Raw genomic sequence first — 17468 nt, 5'->3', positions numbered from 1 at the left:
GGGTGTCCCGGCATCAGGACGCTTCGGCGGATCGTTCGACCCGTTCGAGCAGGTACTGCATGATGATCTCGTAGTAGTGGTCGCCGGTGGCGCGGGTCTCGGCCAGGCCGGGCGGCAGTAGGGTGGTGTCGACGGTATCCGGGGCAATGGCGAGCAGGATGCTGGTCGTGATCAGGGCGGGGCTCACCTCGGGGAGCGGGGCGGCAAAGATGTCGATCAGGGTAACCCGTCCGAGGGCGCGGATGGTGCTCAGGGCTTCGAGGTGGGCGTCGGCTGCATGGGCCGTCAGGATGACGACGTCGTCGACCTTTGCTTCCGTCTCCCAGGCGGCAATAAGTTCGTTGAGCATGCGGTGCAGGGTCTTGCGGGTCAGGGATGCGCTGCCGGGGGCCTCCGGGTCGCGGTCGGCATGGACTCCGAACGGAATGACCGGACTGCAGGCAATCTGAAGGCGGGCGGAGAGGTCGTGCGCCAGCCGTTCGACGATCAGCGTATCCGCACCAAGCGGTAATTCCGGACCCCTGGCAATCAGGGTTCCTGCGGGGATCAGGAGGCGGGGATTCGAGCTGAGAATGCGGCGGACCGCGAGGGCGGTCATGCAGGCGAGAAGCACCGGCTTCGGGTGATCGACCTGGTCTGGCGTCATCGCTGGCTGTTGCTCCTGCTTGCCGGGTATCTGTTGCTGGCCGAATGGATCCGCGCGCCTGGCTTTGGCCTGGCGCTGGCCGCGGTCGTTGCCTGGCTAGGTGCCGCGCTGGCGCTGCCGCGACGTCGCGGGGCCAGTCTGCTGCTCGCAGCCGTACTGGTCGGTCAGACCCTTCTGCTCGGCTTCAGCCACGTCAGCATCGAACGTATCAGGCGGTCTTGGCCTGCGGTCCGCGAGAGCCAAATTACGCGGGCGGCGGCGGAGTGGCTACGGGAGATCAAGGCCTCTCGAGCTTCGATCGGCCGGGTGCTGGAGGAGGCGGCTCAGGCGGAAATGCTGCCGCGCGACCGGGCGCTGGGCCGGCTGGCGCGGGCCGTCGCGGATGCTCCTGTCGAAACGGGCGTCGTCATTGTCGAAGCCGATGGGACCCCGTTTGCCTGGGCGGGACGGCACCGTCTTCCTCCCGAATCGCAGGGCGGCTCGATCGATTTTCGCCGGGCTCCATACTACGCGGTCCTCGAGGGCCGCCGCGAACTTCCCAATCAGCGGACCGCCATCGTCTCCCTGCTGCTGGCGGCGGACTCGACCGTGCCGGATCAAGGGCGGAGTCTGGCGCGCCGGTTCGAGCGGCGGGCTGGCGTCGGCGTCGAAGTCCTGCTGACCGGCATCGCGCCAGACACCTCGGACGTTTTCGATTACCTGGAGCCGACGGCCGATGGCGGCAGCCGGCTTCTCTTCAGTGTGCAGCTGGCGCCGCCCAGTCAGACCGAGGCGCATGAGCGGACCTATCGTTCGGCGGTGCCGCGCCTCCTGCTGGCGGCGGTACTGGCCCTGTTGGTTGCGCTGGTGGTTGCGGCGCCGGGCTGGGCCCGTTTTGCGCTGCTGGGCCTTCCGGTTGCCATCCTGACCCGCGCTCCGCTTGACGGGGCGCTGGACGTGCCCGCGCTCTTCTCCTCCTATGCGTTTCATCACCCGTTGCTCGGCCCGTTGTCGGAGTCGGCAGCTCCGCTTGCTGCGGTGAGTGTGGTGGTGGCGCTCCTGGCGCTGGCGATCCGGCCTCGTCTCGATGTGCCACGATGGCTCGGCATGCCGGTGGCGGGTGTGTTGCTCCTGGCGGCTCCGTATCTCGTCAGTCGCCTGGGTCGCGGCATCCAGGTGCCGCTCGACGGTGTGTCCGCCGAGCTCTGGGTCGTCTGGCAACTGGTCGTGTTTCTCGTGGCGTTTGCCATCGTGATGGTTGCGGCGGCCCTGTTGCCGCGGCGGGCTTCGGGTCGCCGTACGCCGGTCGCGCTCGGGGCCGCCATCGCGATCGCCGCCACCGTGATCGGGCTCGGGATCTGGAACGCCAGGTACGGATGGCCGGACTGGTATCCTGTGCTTTGGGCGGTGGCGATCACGCTGGTCGTCTGGCCGGCGCGACGGATCGTCGGCCTGGCCGGGATCGGTGTGGCGGTCGGGAGCGCCGCGTCATTGATGGTCTGGGGTGCCGAGGTCGAAGGGCGGGTGGCGGCGGCCCGGGCCGACTTGGGAGCGCTTGGCAGCCGGGCCGATCCGATCGTGGTGCCGCTCCTGGAGATCTTCATCGACCAGGTGGACGAGGGGGCGGCGCCGCGCACCACCTCCGAATTGTTCCAGATCTGGCAGTCGTCGCCGCTGGCTCGGCAGTCGTTTCCCGCGGTACTCGGGCTCTGGACGGTCGACGGTCAGCCGAGAGCGCAGCTTCGTCTCGACGAACTCGACCTGCCTGATACGCTGGTGCGTCGGGTCATCGGCGAGCTGCCGGAGGGCGTGTCGCGAACCATCGTTCCGCTCCAGCGAATTCCCTCAGTGCATTATCTCGGCGTGGTTCGGGTCGATGCGGGAACGGTGCTGACGGTCGGGCTCGGCCCGCGCTCCAACCTGATACCACGAGCACGGCTGGGACGCCTGCTGGTGCCGACACCGCCGCATCAACCGCTCTATCGTCTGATCCTCTCCCCGACCGGTTCGCTCGAGCAGCCGCGCGATGGCGTAGCCCTGTGGCGGCGCGAGGGTTGGACGGCCCGTGGCTCCCGGACCGTCGCGATGGGCGACGGCGCTCGCGACGTGTCTGGGGTGGCCGAGTTGGGGCGCCCCGGTGCGCTGCTGGTGCGCGGCACTCTGCTCGTGGTGCTCAATCTGCTGATCGTCTTCTGTCTGGCCGGGCTGGCGAGCTGGCTGGCAAACGGTCGAGTCGAGCGCCCAGGCTGGTGGCCCGAATGGCGGGCCTTCCGCACTCGGATTGCCATGGCACTCGGTGCGTTCTTCCTGGTCCCGGCCGCCGGGTTTGCGCTGATCAACATCTTCGAGCTGGCCGACGGCGGCCGAAACCGTCGTGATCTGATGATTGCGCAGACGCTTCGCGACGCCGCGCCGGGAAGCATGCTGCCACTGGCCGGCCCGATGACAGTCGACAGCACCCTGGAGGTGCTGAGCGAGCGCGTCGACGCCAATCTCGTGCTGTACCGTGACGGGCGGCTGATCGCGGCCAATGGGGGCGGCGTCCTCGAGGATTTTGGCGTCGTCAATACGCTGGTCCACCCGGACGTATTCCGTCGAGTCCAGATCGAGGGCGAGCAGACCGCGGTGACCGACGGCCCGTCCGCGACGGCCCGGACCCGTCTCGGGGTTCGGGCCATCCGTTTACCCACCGGCGATGCGGCCATGCTGGCTTCGCCACAGAGTACCGGTGATCCCGACATCATTCGACGTCAGCTCGATCTGGCCTACGTGCTGGTGCTCGCGATCGTCCTCGGTCTCTTTGCCGCGATCGTCGGTGCGCAGCTATCTGCCCGTGCCCTGTCCCGCCCGGTACGGGAGCTGCGTGACGCCGCGCTGGCCTTCGGGCAGGGGCAGGCCATGCCGCCGCCGGCCAGCGATCCGCCCGCCGAGTTCACACCGGTCTTCGCAGCCCTGGAAAAGATGGCGGACGATGTCCGCGCTACCCAGGAAGCGCAGGAGCGGGCGGCCCGCGTGCTGGCCTGGGGTGAGATGGCCAATCAGATCGCCCACGAAATCAAGAACCCGCTGACGCCGATGCGGCTCGGCATCCAGCATTTGCAGCGGGTGTATCGGGACGGGCGGCCGCTTGGTCCGAGTCTCGAAGACACCTCTCGCCGGATTCTCGGTGAGATCGATCGGCTCGATACGATTGCCCGTGCCTTCAGCCGCTTCGCCGCGCCGGCCGAGGGGCGTCCGGCTCCCGAGCCCACGCCGCTCGGTGAGGTCTGCCGCGAGGTCGTGGCCCTCTACGGTCTGGCGCCGGATGCGGGCGGCGTCAGCCTGTCCATCGAGCGCGATGCGCTCGTGCTGGCCCATCGCGACGAGGTCAAAGAGACTCTGGTCAACCTGCTCGAGAACTCGCGCAACGCGGATGCCCGAACCGTGACCGTCCTGCTCGACGGGCCGGTGCTCAGAGTCGTCGACGACGGGTGTGGGATCGCTCCGGAAGAACTCGAACGGATCTTCGAGCCGCGGTTCTCGACCACGACCAGCGGTTCCGGGCTCGGGCTGGCCATCGTCAAGCGGTTGGTCGAAGGGTGGGGTGCTGTGATCGGGGTGGAGAGTGAATTGGATCGCGGCACCACCATCACGATCCGCTTCCGCGAGGCAACGCCATTACCCCGCGACGGGTGAGGGCAGCCAGCGCGCCAGGACCCGGGCCAGTTCGCCTTGCTGGACGGGCTTGCTGATATAGTCGTTCATGCCGCTTGCCAGGCAGCGATCGCGGTCCGACGCGAGAGCCGCGGCGGTCATCGCAATGATCGGCAGCTTGGCTGTCGAGTCGTCGCCCGTGCGGATCGCCTTGGTCGCTTCGTAGCCGTCCATCTCCGGCATCTGGCAATCCATCAGGACGGCGTCGAAGGGACCCTCCGACACGAGCTTGGCAAGCACCTCTTTCCCATCCTGGGCGATGCTGACTTGAAGACCGAGTCGCTCCAGCATCCAGCGGGCAATCTTCTGGTTGGCCGGGTAGTCTTCCGCGAGGAGGACCCGGCCGTTCAGCTTGGTCGGCAGAGTTGCGGTGGTCGCTGCGGCGGCTGCGACCGGGTCCGGCGTCTTGAAGGGGAAGGTCAGGGTGAAGGTGCTGCCGACGCCCGGCTCGCTGCTTGCCGAAATGTTTCCTCCCATCAACTCCGTCAGCTGACGGCAGATCGTCAGACCGAGCCCGGTGCCGCCGAAGCGTCGGGTGGTCGAGGCGTCGGCTTGGGTGAATTTCTCGAACACATTGTCGAGCTGCGCCGGCGTCATCCCGATACCGGAGTCTCTGACGGTGATCGCGACAGGGTGGATCCCTGGAGGCCCCGGTTTCGGCGAGACCTGCACCATCACAAACCCTTCGAGCGTAAACTTGATCGCGTTGTCGATCAGGTTGGTCAGGACCTGTCGCAAACGCCCGGCATCGCCGATCACCTCGCGGGGCGTGCCGTCCGCAATCTTCATCCGCAAGCGAACGTGCTTGGCTTCCGCCTTGGCGTTGAGGAGGGAGATCACGTTCTCGACGGTGTCGTGCAGGTCGAAGGGAATCGATTCGACCCGCAGCTTGCCGGCCTCGAGTTTCGAGAAGTCGAGGATGTCGTTGATGATGGTGAGCAGATCGCGGCCCGATCGCTCGATCGTCTCTGCCAGGCTGCGTTGCTCGGGCTCGAGCTCCGTGTCCATCAGCATGGCTGCCGTTCCGAGCACCGCGTTCATCGGGGTGCGAATCTCGTGGCTCATGTTGGCCAGAAACTCGGATTTGACTTGCGCGGCCTTGAAGGCGGCATCGCGGGCCAGGCGAAGTTCCGTCGTCCGCTCTTCGATGGCGGCTTCCAGTCCGCGGTTGGTTTCGAGAAGCTCGGCGCGCAAGTCCTCGGAGCGGAGGTGAGTTGCGCACGTGGTCAGGACGATAGTGACGAGCTTCTGGCAGCCATGCGGAATGAACGGCGCGCGCTCCGGAATGGTGCCGAGGTACATGCCCAGCGGTCCGTTCCGCGTGGCTAGTGCGTGTAGCATCGCGGTGCCGCTGCCGTCCTTTCTGGGCACCAGGATCGGATGACTGGTCTGCAGGGCCCAGGCAAAGACGCCGTCGGCAATCTGTCCGTTCAACTCCGCTTGAAGGGCGTCAGCGAGTTCGGGGGGATCGCACCAGGCGATGGGGAAGTCGACCGCCGAAGGATCCAGCAGGAAGAACGCCCCTCCGTCGACCGGGCAGATCCGCCGGATGACCGACCCCGCCTGGCGGAGAACCGCTGTGCGGCCCGACTTCTCATCCTCACCGGGCTGGGTCACCCCAACTGATGCCACATGATCGAGGGCGTCGAGCAGCCATCGATTCATGCTCCGAGCCGCCTCGGCAGCGGCGGCTGCGGTGACACGGTCGACTCCGGGCACCGCGGGCATCGCCGGACTCATGCGTCGGTGTCCATGATGGCCTTGACCGCGTGCTCGAACTGGACCTCGACCTGGCGAAGCATCGGTGCAATGGCGTCAGGCGAGAACTGGATCAGCTCCCAGGCCGCAACCTCGAAGGTCGGCACCAGGTGTTCTCCGCTCGAACCGAAAGCCAGGGCATTGGCAAAGACATCCGCGACGTGAATGATGGCTGCTTCGACGGGGAAGTGGCTGGCCATCGCGGGGGCGTGGTGCCAGGCGGCAGTTTCGACGAGGACGCTGGGCAGCCGCCACTGCTCGAGCAGGGCGGCGCCAACGGCGCCGTGATGGAACCCGAACACCCGGCGCTCGACCTGAAAGAGGGGCTCGTTGGTCCGTCCGGCATCGAGCAGGGCCGTCGCCGCCTCCATCGGCGCTCGCGTATAGAGAATCAGGCGACCGATATCGTGCAGCAGGCCGGCAATGAAGAAGCGTTCGAGATTGGCCTCGCGGCGCCCCGCGGCCAGCTGGCGCGCCACCAGTCCACAGGTAATACTGTGCCGCCAGAACGAGTTCATGTCGGCCAGATCGGCCGGAACCTTGGAAAAGAGCCGCATGAAGGAGGTGCCGATTGCCAGGTCCCGCAGCTGCGCCATCCCGACGATGCTGATTGCCTGGGTGACAGTGGCAATCCGAGTCGGGAACCCGTAGATCGGGCTGTTGACCAGTCGCAGCAAGCGGGCCGTCAGTCCGGGGTCCTCGGCAATCACCCGCCCGACATCGGAGGCCGAGCTGAGCGGGTGGTCGATCACCTGGACCAGCCGCTCATACATGCTTTGGATCGTGCCGACTTCGACGGCACCGCGGATCAGATCCTCGGGGTGGCGTGGCGTCATACCTGGCCGTACCCGAGCCTCGCGGCCACACAGTGGGCAAAGAGCGCGGCGATCGCCGGGTGCTCGCGATCCACATGGGCAAAGCGCGGAGCCAGAGCCTCCTCGGCAGCAGCCCATGCTGCCGGATCGATCGGCTGTTCGTCGGTCACGGCGGTGGGGTCATCGACTTGAATCTCGACCGCCGCAATGCCCCACATCTGACAGTACCGGATGTGCTTGTCCGTCAGCACGGTCCCACTCGGCAGCAGCAGGCGCCCGGAGGCGTCGGAAAGATCGGCACCCAGCACGAGGTCGGGACGAAGCTGTTCGATGCTGACTTGCATTTGCGTGATCGGCTCCCTTGGAACCAGGAGTATCGGCCTCGGAGTGTCCGACTTGAGGACAGGGGGCGGGGTGGAGGGTCCGGATTGTCCGATTATGTGACGCCCGCGGATCCGAACTGCAAAGTCTTGCGGGGGGTAGCGGGTTGGCGTTTCGGGCGATAGCGTCGGTGGCGCGATTGGGGAACCCCAGACGGCTCGGCCCAGGTTGTGCCTCGTCAGGGTACCGAACCCCAACCCAGGCCGGAGTTTACCCTGTGAACGTCGATCCGATCCCGCAGAACATCGTCGCGGTCCACGACCTGCTCGCTGAGACCATGGCGTACGCCAACGAGCGGGAGCCCCGCTACAACTGGGGGGTGGCCATCTTCCCGCGGACGGGTCGGTTCGACGCGCCGGTGTTTGGAGTCGTCACCTGTGGCGGGGAGTCCACAACGCTGACCTACCGAATGCTTCAGGCGCTGATGGAGATTCCGGTGGCGGTCAGCGGCCGGGTTCCGGCCATTATTCGCGACGGAATGGCCTTTGGACCTCGCCGATCGGTTCCTCCGCCGGCGTTGCTGGATCAGCCTGTTTTACACTTGATGCTGACGTGCAGAATCGGAACAACGGTCGAAGACCTCGACCGCACCATGGCGCTCGAGTCGACCGTTTTTGCCGGAGACCTGCGGGCGCCGATCGTCCTGCTGACCGACGCCGGAGTGCCGGACGGTTGGCCCCTCTAGTCGGACGGACTGCTGCCGCTCAACGAGCCCGAGCGGCGTTCCACACCGTCAGGAGTGCCCACTGCGGCCCGAGGTAGCCCCTCGGGCCGTCTTCGTACCATTCTGCCAGCGAATGCGTCCCGCCGCCGGTCCCGCCCCCGTCGATCGTGATGGCGGGGATGCCCAGACTGATCGGTAGGTTGGCATCCGTGCTGCCCACCCCCGGGGCCGGGGCCGCGAATCCGAGCGCGGACGCCGCTTGCCGGGCACCCCGTACCAGCCAGAGGGAATCAGGTTGGGTACCGGCCGGACGCCGGCCCATGTCGACGATCTCGACGACCAGGCCCGCGCTCGATTGCGGCCACCGCCGCCGCTCGGCGTCGACCGCCTGATGAACCGCCCGCCGAAACGCGCTGTCCAGTCGGGCGAGCACTGGCGCCGACACCGACCGGAGATCCACCTGCATCGATCCGCGGAAGGCAATCGAGTTGATCGAGGTGCCGCCCTCGACGATGCCCACGTTGAACGTGGTGCGGGGGGCGCCCGGTACCTCGAGGTCGGCAATTGCGGCAATCGCTCGACCCATCGCGTGGATTGGATTCGGCATGCCGAAGTGGCCGTAGCTGTGCCCACCAGGTCCCGTGAAGTCGACCCGATACCGGTTGCTGCCAACTCCACCGGACACCAGTCCCAGGCCGATGCCGTCGACCGAAATGAACGCATCGACCGTTCCGACGGGCTTGCGTTCGAAGAGGTGGCGCACCCCGCGCAGGTTGCCGGGCCCCTCCTCGCCAACCGTACCGACGAAGAGGATGTCTCCCTCGGTGGTGACATCGGCGAGGGCGACGGCGCGCGCCACGGCGAGCACGACGGCAAGCCCGCGGCAGTCGTCGCCGATTCCGGGTCCCAGGTACCGGTTGCCCTGCCGTTTGACCGTCACGTCCGTTTCTTCCGGGAAGACCGTATCGAGGTGCGCTGAGATCATGATCCGCCGACCCCGTCCGCTGCCCTTCCGAATTGCAATCACGTTGCCGATGGAGTCGACCGTTGGCTGGTACCCCAGGGTCCGGAAACGTCGCGCATATTCGGCCGCACGACGCTCTTCCTTGAAGGGCGGGGCCGGAATCTCGCAGATCGACACCTGTTGCTCGAGGGTCCAGGCATTGTCGCGCTGGAGGATCGAGAGCGCGTTGCGAAGAGCCGGATTGTCCGGTAGCTGGGCAGCCACGCCGAGTGGCGCTGCCGCGACCAGGCCGATGCCCAGCGCCAGCCGCTTCACCGGGCCCTCGGTCGCCGGCTGGAAGTGGATTTGGCACCCCTACCCGACTTGCCCGACTTCCGAGCCGCCTTGGTCGGGGGCGCGGACCGACGGGCTGGGGCCCTAGTCTTGCCTCGGGTGCGGCGGCGGCGCGCGGGTGCCACCGATGCGATGCAGGTTACCTCGAGCGCCACGCCGTAGTGAAGCTCCGGCACCGGTACGATCGCGCGCGCCGGCCGGTGTGCTCCCATGATCGAGGCGTAGGTGGCGTTGATCGCATCCCAGTCGTCGAGTTTCGTGATATAGGCTGTGACCTGCACGATATGCTGGAGGCCGCTGCCGGCGGTGCGGAGAATCTGATCCATGTTGTCCAGCACCCGGCGGGTTTGCTCCTCGACCGTGCCGAGCAAGGGCTTGCCGGTGGCCAAGTCGACCGGCAGCTGTCCGGCGACATAGACGAGCCCGTTGTGAACGATTGCCTGAGAGTAGTGACCGCCGGGACGGGCCGTACCGGGCACCTGGATCGGAGAAATCGAGGCCATGGGACAGTCTGGAGTGGATTGTCGGGCGGGGCGCCGGTTGCGCCCCGCTCCATTTAATAGTCGGCCGATCGGCTCCCCGAGACAATCCCGACGTGCTCGAGATACGCGTCGCGTTCGCTGGTCGAGTGCCCCCCGCGGGTCGCCGCCTTGAGTTCCGTTGCGAAGGCCTCGACGTCAGCGACCAGCCTGTCAGGCTGGTCGAGCTGGGCCTCGATCCGCCGGATCAGCGCCGAGCCCGCGATGACGCCCCGAGCGCCTGCTGCGAGCGCGGAGCGAACCTGGTCAGCAGTCGAAATACCAAACCCGACGACGGACGGTGCGGCACGCGCCTGCCGCAGCGTGGCCAGCCGCGCGCGGAGGTCGGCGGCCGGTGCTCGATCGTCTCCGGTCACCCCGTCCCGAGCGGTGACATAGGTGTAGCCTCGGCTTTGCCGTCCAATCCTTGCCAGCTGCGATGGGGAGGCGTTGGGCGGGGCAATCAGGACGGCGGCAACGCCCGCTGCTGCGGCCGCTTCTCCGAACCGATCGGCCTCGGCGAGCGGGACGTCGGCAATCAGTACTGAGTCGACGCCCGCCTGCGCGGCTTCTCGATAGAAGGTCCCGACACCGCGGCGGACCACCAGGTTGGCATAAACGAGGAGGCCGATCGGCAGTTCGGGCGCCGCGCGCCGAACCGTCGCGATCAGCGCCAGGCAATCTGCCACCCGGGTGCCCGAGGCGAGCGCACGGCGGGCTGAGGCCTGGATGACCGGGCCGTCGGCCACCGGATCGGAAAACGGGAGGCCAAGCTCGAGCGCATCTGCCCGCGCAGCAAGCAATGCGGCGAGCAGCCGCGCCGAGGTTGCCAGATCGGGGTCGCCGAGGGTGAGAAAGGGAATGAACGCGCCTTCGCCGCGAGCCGAAAGCCGCGCAAACATGCGATCGTACCGGGTATTCATGCGGATTGCTCCGAGAGCCAGCGTTGGACCGTGGCGAGGTCCTTGTCGCCTCGCCCCGACAGGTTGACCAGGATGCGTCGGCGGCGCCCGTCGGGGCCGAGCAGACGGGCGGCGGCGAGAGCGTGAGCGCTTTCGAGTGCGGGCAGGATGCCTTCCTCCCGAGCGAGATCCTGGTAGGCGGCAACTGCCTGAGCGTCGTCGCAGCCGGTGTAGCGGACCCGGCCCCGCTCCTGCAGGTACGCATGCTCGGGACCGACCGCGGGATAGTCGAGGCCTGCGGAGATCGAATGCGATTCCTGGATCTGTCCATCGTCATCCTGGAGCGCGAGTGTCAGGGCGCCGTGGAGAACGCCCACCGTGCCCCGCTGCAAGGTGGCCCCGTGAGCGCCGGTGTGCAGGCCGCGTCCGGCGGGTTCGACCCCGAGCAGTTCGATCGGGTCGTCCAGGAACGCGGTGAAGATGCCGATCGCATTGGAGCCACCACCGACCGCAGCAATCACGATGTCGGGCAGCTCTCCCTCGGCGGCCAGGAACTGCTGTCGCGCCTCGTCACCGATGACACGCTGAAAGTCGCGCACCATGGTCGGGAACGGATGGGGGCCAGCCACGGTTCCGAGCAGATAGTGCGTCGTATCATACGAGGCCGACCAGTCCCGTAAGGCTTCATTGATGGCATCCTTGAGGGTGCCGCTTCCTGCGCTGACGGGTATGACGCTCGCCCCGAAGAGGCGCATCCGTTCGACGTTGGATTGCTGCCGCTCCACGTCCTTGGCACCCATGTAGATCACGGTTTCGAGGCCCAGGCGTGCGCCGGTAAATGCAGTGGCCACCCCATGCTGCCCGGCCCCGGTCTCGGCAATCAGCCGTCGCTTGCCGAGCCTCCGGGCCAGCAAGCCCTGGCCAAGGGCCTGGTTGGTCTTGTGGGCGCCGCCGTGCAGCAGATCCTCACGCTTGAGCCAGATGGCTGCTCCAGCATCGGCGCCGAAACGGCGGCAGCGGTAGAGAGGGGTTGGTCGTCCCGCATAGGTGGCCAGCAGATCGGCCAGCTCCGTCTGAAAGGCAGGGTCGCTCCGAAGATCGAGATAGGCTTGCTCGAGATCCTCGAGCGCCGGCATCAGAATTTCGGGCACGAAGGTTCCTCCGTAGCTGCCGAAACGCGTGGCAAGTTTCATTGAGCAGTTCTCCGGCGATCCGGGCAGCTGCGCCGGATGGAAAAGAAGTGGTCGAGTGCGGCGAGGGACTTGATGCCGGGTGAGAGTTCGACGCCCGAGTTGATGTCGAGAAAGTCGATCCCGGTTGCGTGGGCCCGGTCGAGATTGTCGGCGGCGATTCCGCCGGACAGCACCAGCCGGCCCGACCCGGCCTCCGGCCCGAGCAGGGTCCAGTCGAACGCCTGTCCCGTTCCGCCGCGACGAGCGGGGTGGTAGCTGTCCAGCAGCAGGCGATCTGCTCGTGCGGGGAACGGGGGCAGCCGGTCACGAATCCGGATGGCCTTCCAGATTTCGCATTGGGATGGCAGCAGCGGTCTGAGGGTCTCGAGCTCCGCGTCGGTCTCTTCGCCATGGAGCTGCACGGCCGCCAGGCCGAGCAGGTCGGCTGCCTCTGCGATTCGCTGAGGCGCGTCGTTGACGAACACGCCGACCCATGCGAGCGGAGCGGCATGGCGCAACTCGCGTGCGAGGCGAAGACTGAGGCACCGCGGCGATTCCGGCGCCAAGATGAAGCCTCCATGGGTCGCGCCAGCGGCGGATGCTGCGAGGATGTCGCGGGCTCGGGTCAGTCCGCAGACTTTGGTCGATCCGTAGACCAGCTCCTTGACGGTCGCGTCGATGTTCGTCGAGCGCATGGTCGCGGTGCCGATCAGGTACCCGTCGACGGTATCGGCCAGCGAGCGAACGTCGCGGCGGGTACGAATGCCGGACTCTGCGATCAGCAGAGCATCGGGGCCGGCAAGACCAGCCAACGCCGCCGTCGTTTCGAGCTTGACTTCGAGGGTGCTGAGGTCGCGGTTGTTGATGCCGATGACTCTGGCCCCCAGGTTCCTGGCCCGGATGACCTCCCCGGCCGTGTGCGCCTCGGTCAGCACGCCCATACCGACCGAACCGGCCGCGTCGGCACAGGCTCGATAGGTGCGATCGTCCAGGATCGACAACATCAGCAGAACTGCATCGGCCCCCGCGCGACGCGCTTCATAGACCTGATACGGGTCGAGCACGAAGTCTTTGCAGAGTACCGGTTGCGACACCGCGGCGCGTACTCGAGCCAGCAGGGCGTGCGAGCCGCCGAAAAAAGGACCGTCGGTCAGCACGCTGACGGCATCGGCATGGCGAGCGTAGGCGTCGATGGCCGGAGCCATCTCGTCGACCGCGCGCAGCTTGCCCTCCGATGGCGAGGCGGGTTTGATCTCGAAGATGAACGCCGGGGTTCGGGACCGGAGTGCTGCTTCGAAGCCGCGATCGGACGGCAGGAGACCTTCGAGAAGATCACTGAGTGGGCGCGCCGCCTGGCGACGCGCGAGGTCCCGCCGCTTCGCGGCCAGAATCGCGTCAAGCGCCATGGGAGTACTCGATCAGTGCGTCGAGGTGGCGCAGTGCCCGCCCATCGGCCAGGATGTCCCGGGCCGCGTCGGCGCCCTGGCGGAGATCGGTGGCCAGCCCGGCAATCCAGAGCATCGCCCCGCTGTTGAGCGCGACGGCGTCCAAGTGAGCCGCCGGTGCGTGCCCGGCAAGCAGGCGTCGTAGCCAGCGGGCTCCCTCCTCGGGACCGGTACCGGCCAGTGCTTCAACCGGAGCAACCGCACACCCGGCCATGGCAGGTGTCAGTGTGAGACGCTGCACCGAGCCGCGATGCAGCCGGGCGGCTGCCGTCGGGCCATGCAGGGCGATTTCATCCATGCCCGACCCGTGCACGACGAGGGCGTCGCGGCAGCCGAGCATCCCCAGCGTCTCGGCCAGCGGAACCACCAGCCGCTCCGCATACACTCCCATCACCTGGCACTCGGGCTGCGCCGGGTTGGCCAGGGGACCCAGCAGGTTGAACACGGTGCGGGTTCGAAGCGTCTGACGAACGCCGGTGGCGCGGCGTACGCCCGGGTGATAGGCCGGCGCAAACAGGAAACAAATGCCCGCCTGATCGAGGCAGCGTCGGGCGGTGTCTGGCGCCGTTTCCAGCCTGACGCCGAGGGCTTCCAGCAGATCGGCCGAGCCGCAGCGGGAGGAGCTGGCCCGGTTGCCATGCTTGGCGACCCGAACGCCGGCGGCCGCCGCAACAAACGCCGATGCGGTTGAGATGTTGACAGTGCCGGCTCCGTCGCCGCCGGTGCCGCAGGTGTCCGCGACCGGATAGTCTGGCTTCGGAAATGGCAGAGCCGCCCGACGAAGCGCCAGCGCCGCCCCCGCAATCTCGGCGGGCGTTTCGCCGCGCGCCTTGAGCGCACCGAGCAGGGCGGCGATCTCGATGTCGGTCAGGTCGCCGGCAATCAGTCCGGTAAAGGCGGCAAAGCTCTCGGTCTGGTCGAGGCTCCGCCGACTCAACGTATCGAGCACGCTAGCGGCGAGCATCGGCAGCCCACCGAATCACGTTGTCGATCATTTGTCCGCCCGCGGGTGTCAGAACCGACTCGGGATGAAACTGAACGCCTAACGCCGGAGCGGTGCGATGGCGGACGGCCATCACCACGCCGTCCGCCGAAGCTGTCGGCACCAGCTCGGCTGGAAGGGTCCCGGCCGCCAGCGAGTGGTAGCGGCCCACAGCGGTCGGCGAGGGAAGACCCTCGAACAGGCCCGAACCATCGTGGGTGAGGCGACTCGCCTTGCCGTGCACAGGCAGCGCGGCCGCAACGACGGTTCCGCCGGTGGCCTCGATCAGCGCCTGGTGACCGAGACAGACGCCGAGGAGCGGAATGCGGCCGAGTGCCCGGCGAATCACCTCGAGCGAGGAGCCGGCGTCTCGCGGATGGCCGGGGCCGGGAGAGATGACGACCAGTGCCCGGGTACCGGCGGCCCGCTCGAGGATCCGATCGGCGGGCACGTCGTTGCGAAAGACGGTCACCTTCGGGCCGCGCCGGGCAAACTCGTCGACCAGGTTGTAGGAGAACGAGTCGAAGTTGTCGAGCAGAACTACCTGGAGACCTTCAGACATGGGCGGGGGCCTCCGCATGGCGGATCGCCTCGACGACGGCGCGCGCCTTGCGCCGGGTTTCGAGGGCCTCCGCGGCCGGATCCGAGTCCATCACGACACCAGCGCCCGCGCGGACGTGGGCAATGCCGTCGACCACGACGGCAGAGCGAATCACAATCGCCGTTTCCAGGGTGCCATCGCTGCGCAGGTACCCGACGCTCCCGCCGTAACTGCCCCGACGGGAGACCTCGGAGTGTCGCAGGAGTTCGGCGGCACGAACCTTGGGGGCGCCAACCAGCGTGCCCATGTTCATGGTGGCGGCGTACGCTTCCAGTGCGTCCGTATGCGGAGCGAGCCTACCTGACACTTCGGACACGAGATGCATCACATGGGTGTATCGTTCGACCTCGAGCAGCCGGGTAACGGCGCGAGTTCCGGGGGTACTGATTCGGGCGATGTCGTTGCGGGCCAGATCGACCAGCATGAGGTGCTCGGCCAGCTCTTTCCCGTCGAGGCGAAGCATCACCTCGGCGCGGGCGTCGGCCTCGAGGTCGAGGGCGCCGCGCGCGTCCCGTCCGCGGCCGACGGTGCCTGCAATCGGCGTGATGGTTGCGGTGCGGGTCGCCGCATCAATGCGAAGGCAGGTCTCGGGCGAGGCGCCGAACAGGGCTCGTTCCGGACCCCGGAGGTAGAAGAGGTACGGACTCGGGTTGCGAGCGCGCAGCTCGCCGTACGCGGCCAGCGGGTCGGGGCAGGGTAGCGAGAAGGTCCGGGACGGCACGATCTGATAGACGTCGCCGGCCAGAATATGCTGCTGCAGACCTGCAACTGTACGCGCAAACTCGTCATCGCTCTGGTCGACGGAAACGTCTGCCAAGGCGGCGTCCGGGGAACCCCTCTCGTCGCGGTGCTGGGCTGTGCCGACGCTGGTCAGGGCAGCTACCAGTTGTTCGACGGCCCGGCTGGCGTCGTGGTATCTGGCATCGAAGCCGGTTCCGCCCCACGCGGTTGCGACCACCGTTACGGAGGCCGTCGGATGGTCGACCACGATCAGTCGATCGGGGATCCAGAACTCGAGCACCGGCTGGGCCAGCGGGTCGGCATAGCCGAGCGGTAACCGTTCGAAGTAGTCGATCGCGTCATACCCGAAAGCCCCGACGAGCAAGTGACCCCAGGGATTGGGGGTTGCCGCCAGCGCGATTCCGAATGTCAGGGTGCGGAGAACGTCGAATGCGGTGCCGTGCCGAAAGCGCTCGCGCTCGTCGATTCGGGCGGGCACTGGCGCGATCGGAACAACGAGGACGTTGCCATCGGTGGAGGCGGTGGGGTGATGCGCGGCAACCAGTGCGGCAATCGCCGCGCCGTTGGGCGAGAGTGGCTCGATCCGAACCGATTCGAGGTCGGCCGCGATCCGAGCGGCCGCGCGGACGCCGATGAGACTGCGCTGCCCTTGACGCTCGCTGCCATCGGCCGACTCGAGCAGGAAGGTATGGGGTCGCTCGCCGCCGTCCGCGAGCGTGCGATAAAGAGCCAGCGGATCGACCGTGGCGGCGAGCCTTCGTACCAGAGGGAGTACCGTCCCGGCGGCCGGAGCTTGCGGAGTCACAATGACCGTCCGGCTGCGCGGGCAAACGGGCCGAGCTCGCGCATCAGGGCGGCGAACTGGTCGGGGTAGAGCGATTGCTTGCCGTCGGAAAGCGCGACCTGCGGATCGTGATGCACCTCGATCAGCAGGCCGTCCGCACCGCAGGCAATGGCGGCCTTGGCCATCGGAGCGACCAGGTCTCGCACTCCGGTGCCATGCGACGGGTCGACCAGTACAGGGAGGTGGCTGCGTGCTTTGATCGCGGGGATGGCGGCAAGGTCCAGCGTGTTGCGGGTGGTGCTGTCGAATCCCTGGATACCCCGTTCGCAGAGAATCACATTGGGATTCCCCTCGGCCAGGATGTACTCCGCGGCGAGCAGCAGATCGTCGATTCGCGCGGCCATTCCGCGCTTGAGAACAACGGGCTTGCGACGCTGGCCGAGTGCCTGGAGCAGCCGGAAGTTCTGCATGTTCCGGGCGCCGACCTGGAAGCCGTCTGCGTACTGATCGACCAGATCGAGGTCGGCCAGGTCGACGACCTCGGTCAGGGTGGGCGCCCCGAGTTCGCGCGACACGGCTTGCAGGATCTCGAGGCCCTGGCGTCCCATGCCCTGAAACGAGTAGGGGCTGGTCCTCGGCTTGAAGGCGCCGCCGCGGAGGGCGTGCGCACCAGCCGAAGTGGCAGCTGCGGCGCTCTGGCGAAACAGCTCCCGACCCTCGATCGAACACGGGCCGGCAATGACCACGATCCGGTCGCCGCCGATTGCCACCCCACCGAGGTCGACAACGGTATCGGCGGGGTGCATGTCGCGTCCGACGAGTTTGTAGGGGGCGAGGATCGGTTTGATGCTCTCCACCATGGGGTGGCTGTCGAGCTGCAGCCGTTCGAGCTCCCGCTCGTCGCCGAGAGCGCCCAGCACGACCCGTTCGCTGCCAGGCATGTGGAGGGGGCGGAGGCCAAGCGACGCGATCTGTCGGATCAGCTCGTCGGCATGGTCGGCCGAGGCGCCTGGCTTGAGTACGATGATCATAGCCTGCCTTTCAGGTTGACCCCGATACCTGCGGCAGGCTGCAAACGCACGAAAGCCCA

The 17468-nt window shown here is 67.4% G+C and carries 15 protein-coding genes; 2 read left to right on the top strand and 13 right to left on the bottom strand.

Features of this window, described 5'->3' with window-relative positions; genetic code table 11:
- Positions 1-13: 13 nt before the first annotated feature.
- Entirely contained in the window at positions 14-646 is a 633-nt protein-coding gene (locus KF785_04350; GenBank protein MBX3145976.1) for a creatininase family protein, read from the bottom strand.
- On the opposite strand from KF785_04350, the gene KF785_04345 reads away from it, so the two are divergent.
- Positions 623-4300 carry a HAMP domain-containing histidine kinase gene (locus KF785_04345; GenBank protein MBX3145975.1) on the top strand — a complete coding sequence of 1226 codons (3678 nt, stop codon included), beginning with the start codon at positions 623-625 and terminating at the stop codon, positions 4298-4300. The genes KF785_04350 and KF785_04345 overlap by 24 nt on opposite strands.
- Here the strand turns inward: KF785_04345 and KF785_04340 are convergent.
- From KF785_04340 to KF785_04330, 3 genes are read right to left on the bottom strand one after another with little or no spacing between them, the layout of a single operon-like run.
- Entirely contained in the window at positions 4283-6058 is a 1776-nt protein-coding gene (locus KF785_04340; protein MBX3145974.1) for a response regulator, read from the bottom strand. The genes KF785_04345 and KF785_04340 overlap by 18 nt on opposite strands.
- Positions 6055-6912: an HDOD domain-containing protein gene (locus KF785_04335; GenBank protein ID MBX3145973.1), complete on the bottom strand. Its 858-nt coding sequence runs from the start codon at positions 6910-6912 to the stop codon at positions 6055-6057. Before KF785_04335 ends, KF785_04340 begins: the two co-directional genes overlap by 4 nt.
- Positions 6909-7235, bottom strand: coding sequence for a hypothetical protein (locus KF785_04330; GenBank protein ID MBX3145972.1), 327 nt, complete (start codon positions 7233-7235; stop codon positions 6909-6911). Before KF785_04330 ends, KF785_04335 begins: the two co-directional genes overlap by 4 nt.
- Before the next feature lie 254 nt (positions 7236-7489).
- On the opposite strand from KF785_04330, the gene KF785_04325 reads away from it, so the two are divergent.
- Complete coding sequence (locus KF785_04325) at positions 7490-7957, top strand: hypothetical protein (GenBank protein ID MBX3145971.1); 468 nt, start codon at positions 7490-7492, stop codon at positions 7955-7957.
- A gap of 19 nt (positions 7958-7976) precedes the next feature.
- On the opposite strand, the gene KF785_04320 is transcribed toward KF785_04325, so the two are convergent.
- From KF785_04320 to aroF, 9 genes are read right to left on the bottom strand one after another with little or no spacing between them, the layout of a single operon-like run.
- Positions 7977-9215, bottom strand: a complete 1239-nt coding sequence (locus KF785_04320) for a M20/M25/M40 family metallo-hydrolase (protein ID MBX3145970.1) — start codon at positions 9213-9215, stop codon at positions 7977-7979.
- Positions 9212-9736 (bottom strand): RidA family protein, encoded by a 525-nt coding sequence (locus KF785_04315; protein MBX3145969.1) that lies wholly within the window; start codon positions 9734-9736, stop codon positions 9212-9214. Before KF785_04315 ends, KF785_04320 begins: the two co-directional genes overlap by 4 nt.
- Positions 9737-9789: 53 nt before the next feature.
- Complete coding sequence (gene trpA, locus KF785_04310; GenBank protein ID MBX3145968.1) at positions 9790-10674, bottom strand: tryptophan synthase subunit alpha; 885 nt, start codon at positions 10672-10674, stop codon at positions 9790-9792.
- The gene (gene trpB, locus KF785_04305) at positions 10671-11846 is read right to left on the bottom strand and encodes a tryptophan synthase subunit beta (GenBank protein ID MBX3145967.1); all 1176 of its coding nucleotides are present in this window, start codon (positions 11844-11846) and stop codon (positions 10671-10673) included. The genes trpA and trpB overlap by 4 nt, the downstream gene beginning before the upstream one ends.
- On the bottom strand, positions 11843-13231 hold the full coding sequence (gene trpCF / locus KF785_04300) for a bifunctional indole-3-glycerol-phosphate synthase TrpC/phosphoribosylanthranilate isomerase TrpF (protein ID MBX3145966.1): 1389 nt from the start codon (positions 13229-13231) through the stop codon (positions 11843-11845). Before trpCF ends, trpB begins: the two co-directional genes overlap by 4 nt.
- A complete protein-coding gene (gene trpD, locus KF785_04295) occupies positions 13221-14234 on the bottom strand; it encodes an anthranilate phosphoribosyltransferase (protein ID MBX3145965.1) in 1014 nt (337 codons plus the stop codon). The genes trpCF and trpD overlap by 11 nt, the downstream gene beginning before the upstream one ends.
- On the bottom strand, positions 14221-14814 hold the full coding sequence (locus KF785_04290) for an aminodeoxychorismate/anthranilate synthase component II (GenBank protein MBX3145964.1): 594 nt from the start codon (positions 14812-14814) through the stop codon (positions 14221-14223). The genes trpD and KF785_04290 overlap by 14 nt, the downstream gene beginning before the upstream one ends.
- A complete protein-coding gene (locus KF785_04285; protein MBX3145963.1) occupies positions 14807-16399 on the bottom strand; it encodes an anthranilate synthase component 1 in 1593 nt (530 codons plus the stop codon). The genes KF785_04290 and KF785_04285 overlap by 8 nt, the downstream gene beginning before the upstream one ends.
- Positions 16396-17409 carry a 3-deoxy-7-phosphoheptulonate synthase gene (aroF, locus tag KF785_04280; GenBank protein MBX3145962.1) on the bottom strand — a complete coding sequence of 338 codons (1014 nt, stop codon included), beginning with the start codon at positions 17407-17409 and terminating at the stop codon, positions 16396-16398. The genes KF785_04285 and aroF overlap by 4 nt, the downstream gene beginning before the upstream one ends.
- Positions 17410-17468: the final 59 nt, after the last annotated feature.

It is taken from the genome of Gemmatimonadales bacterium, from assembly GCA_019637315.1.
In the GTDB taxonomy this organism is placed as follows: Bacteria; Gemmatimonadota; Gemmatimonadetes; order Gemmatimonadales; family GWC2-71-9; genus SHZU01.
The sequence above is the reverse complement of the archived record's forward strand: the minus strand, read 5'-3'. Positions and strand labels throughout refer to the sequence as shown.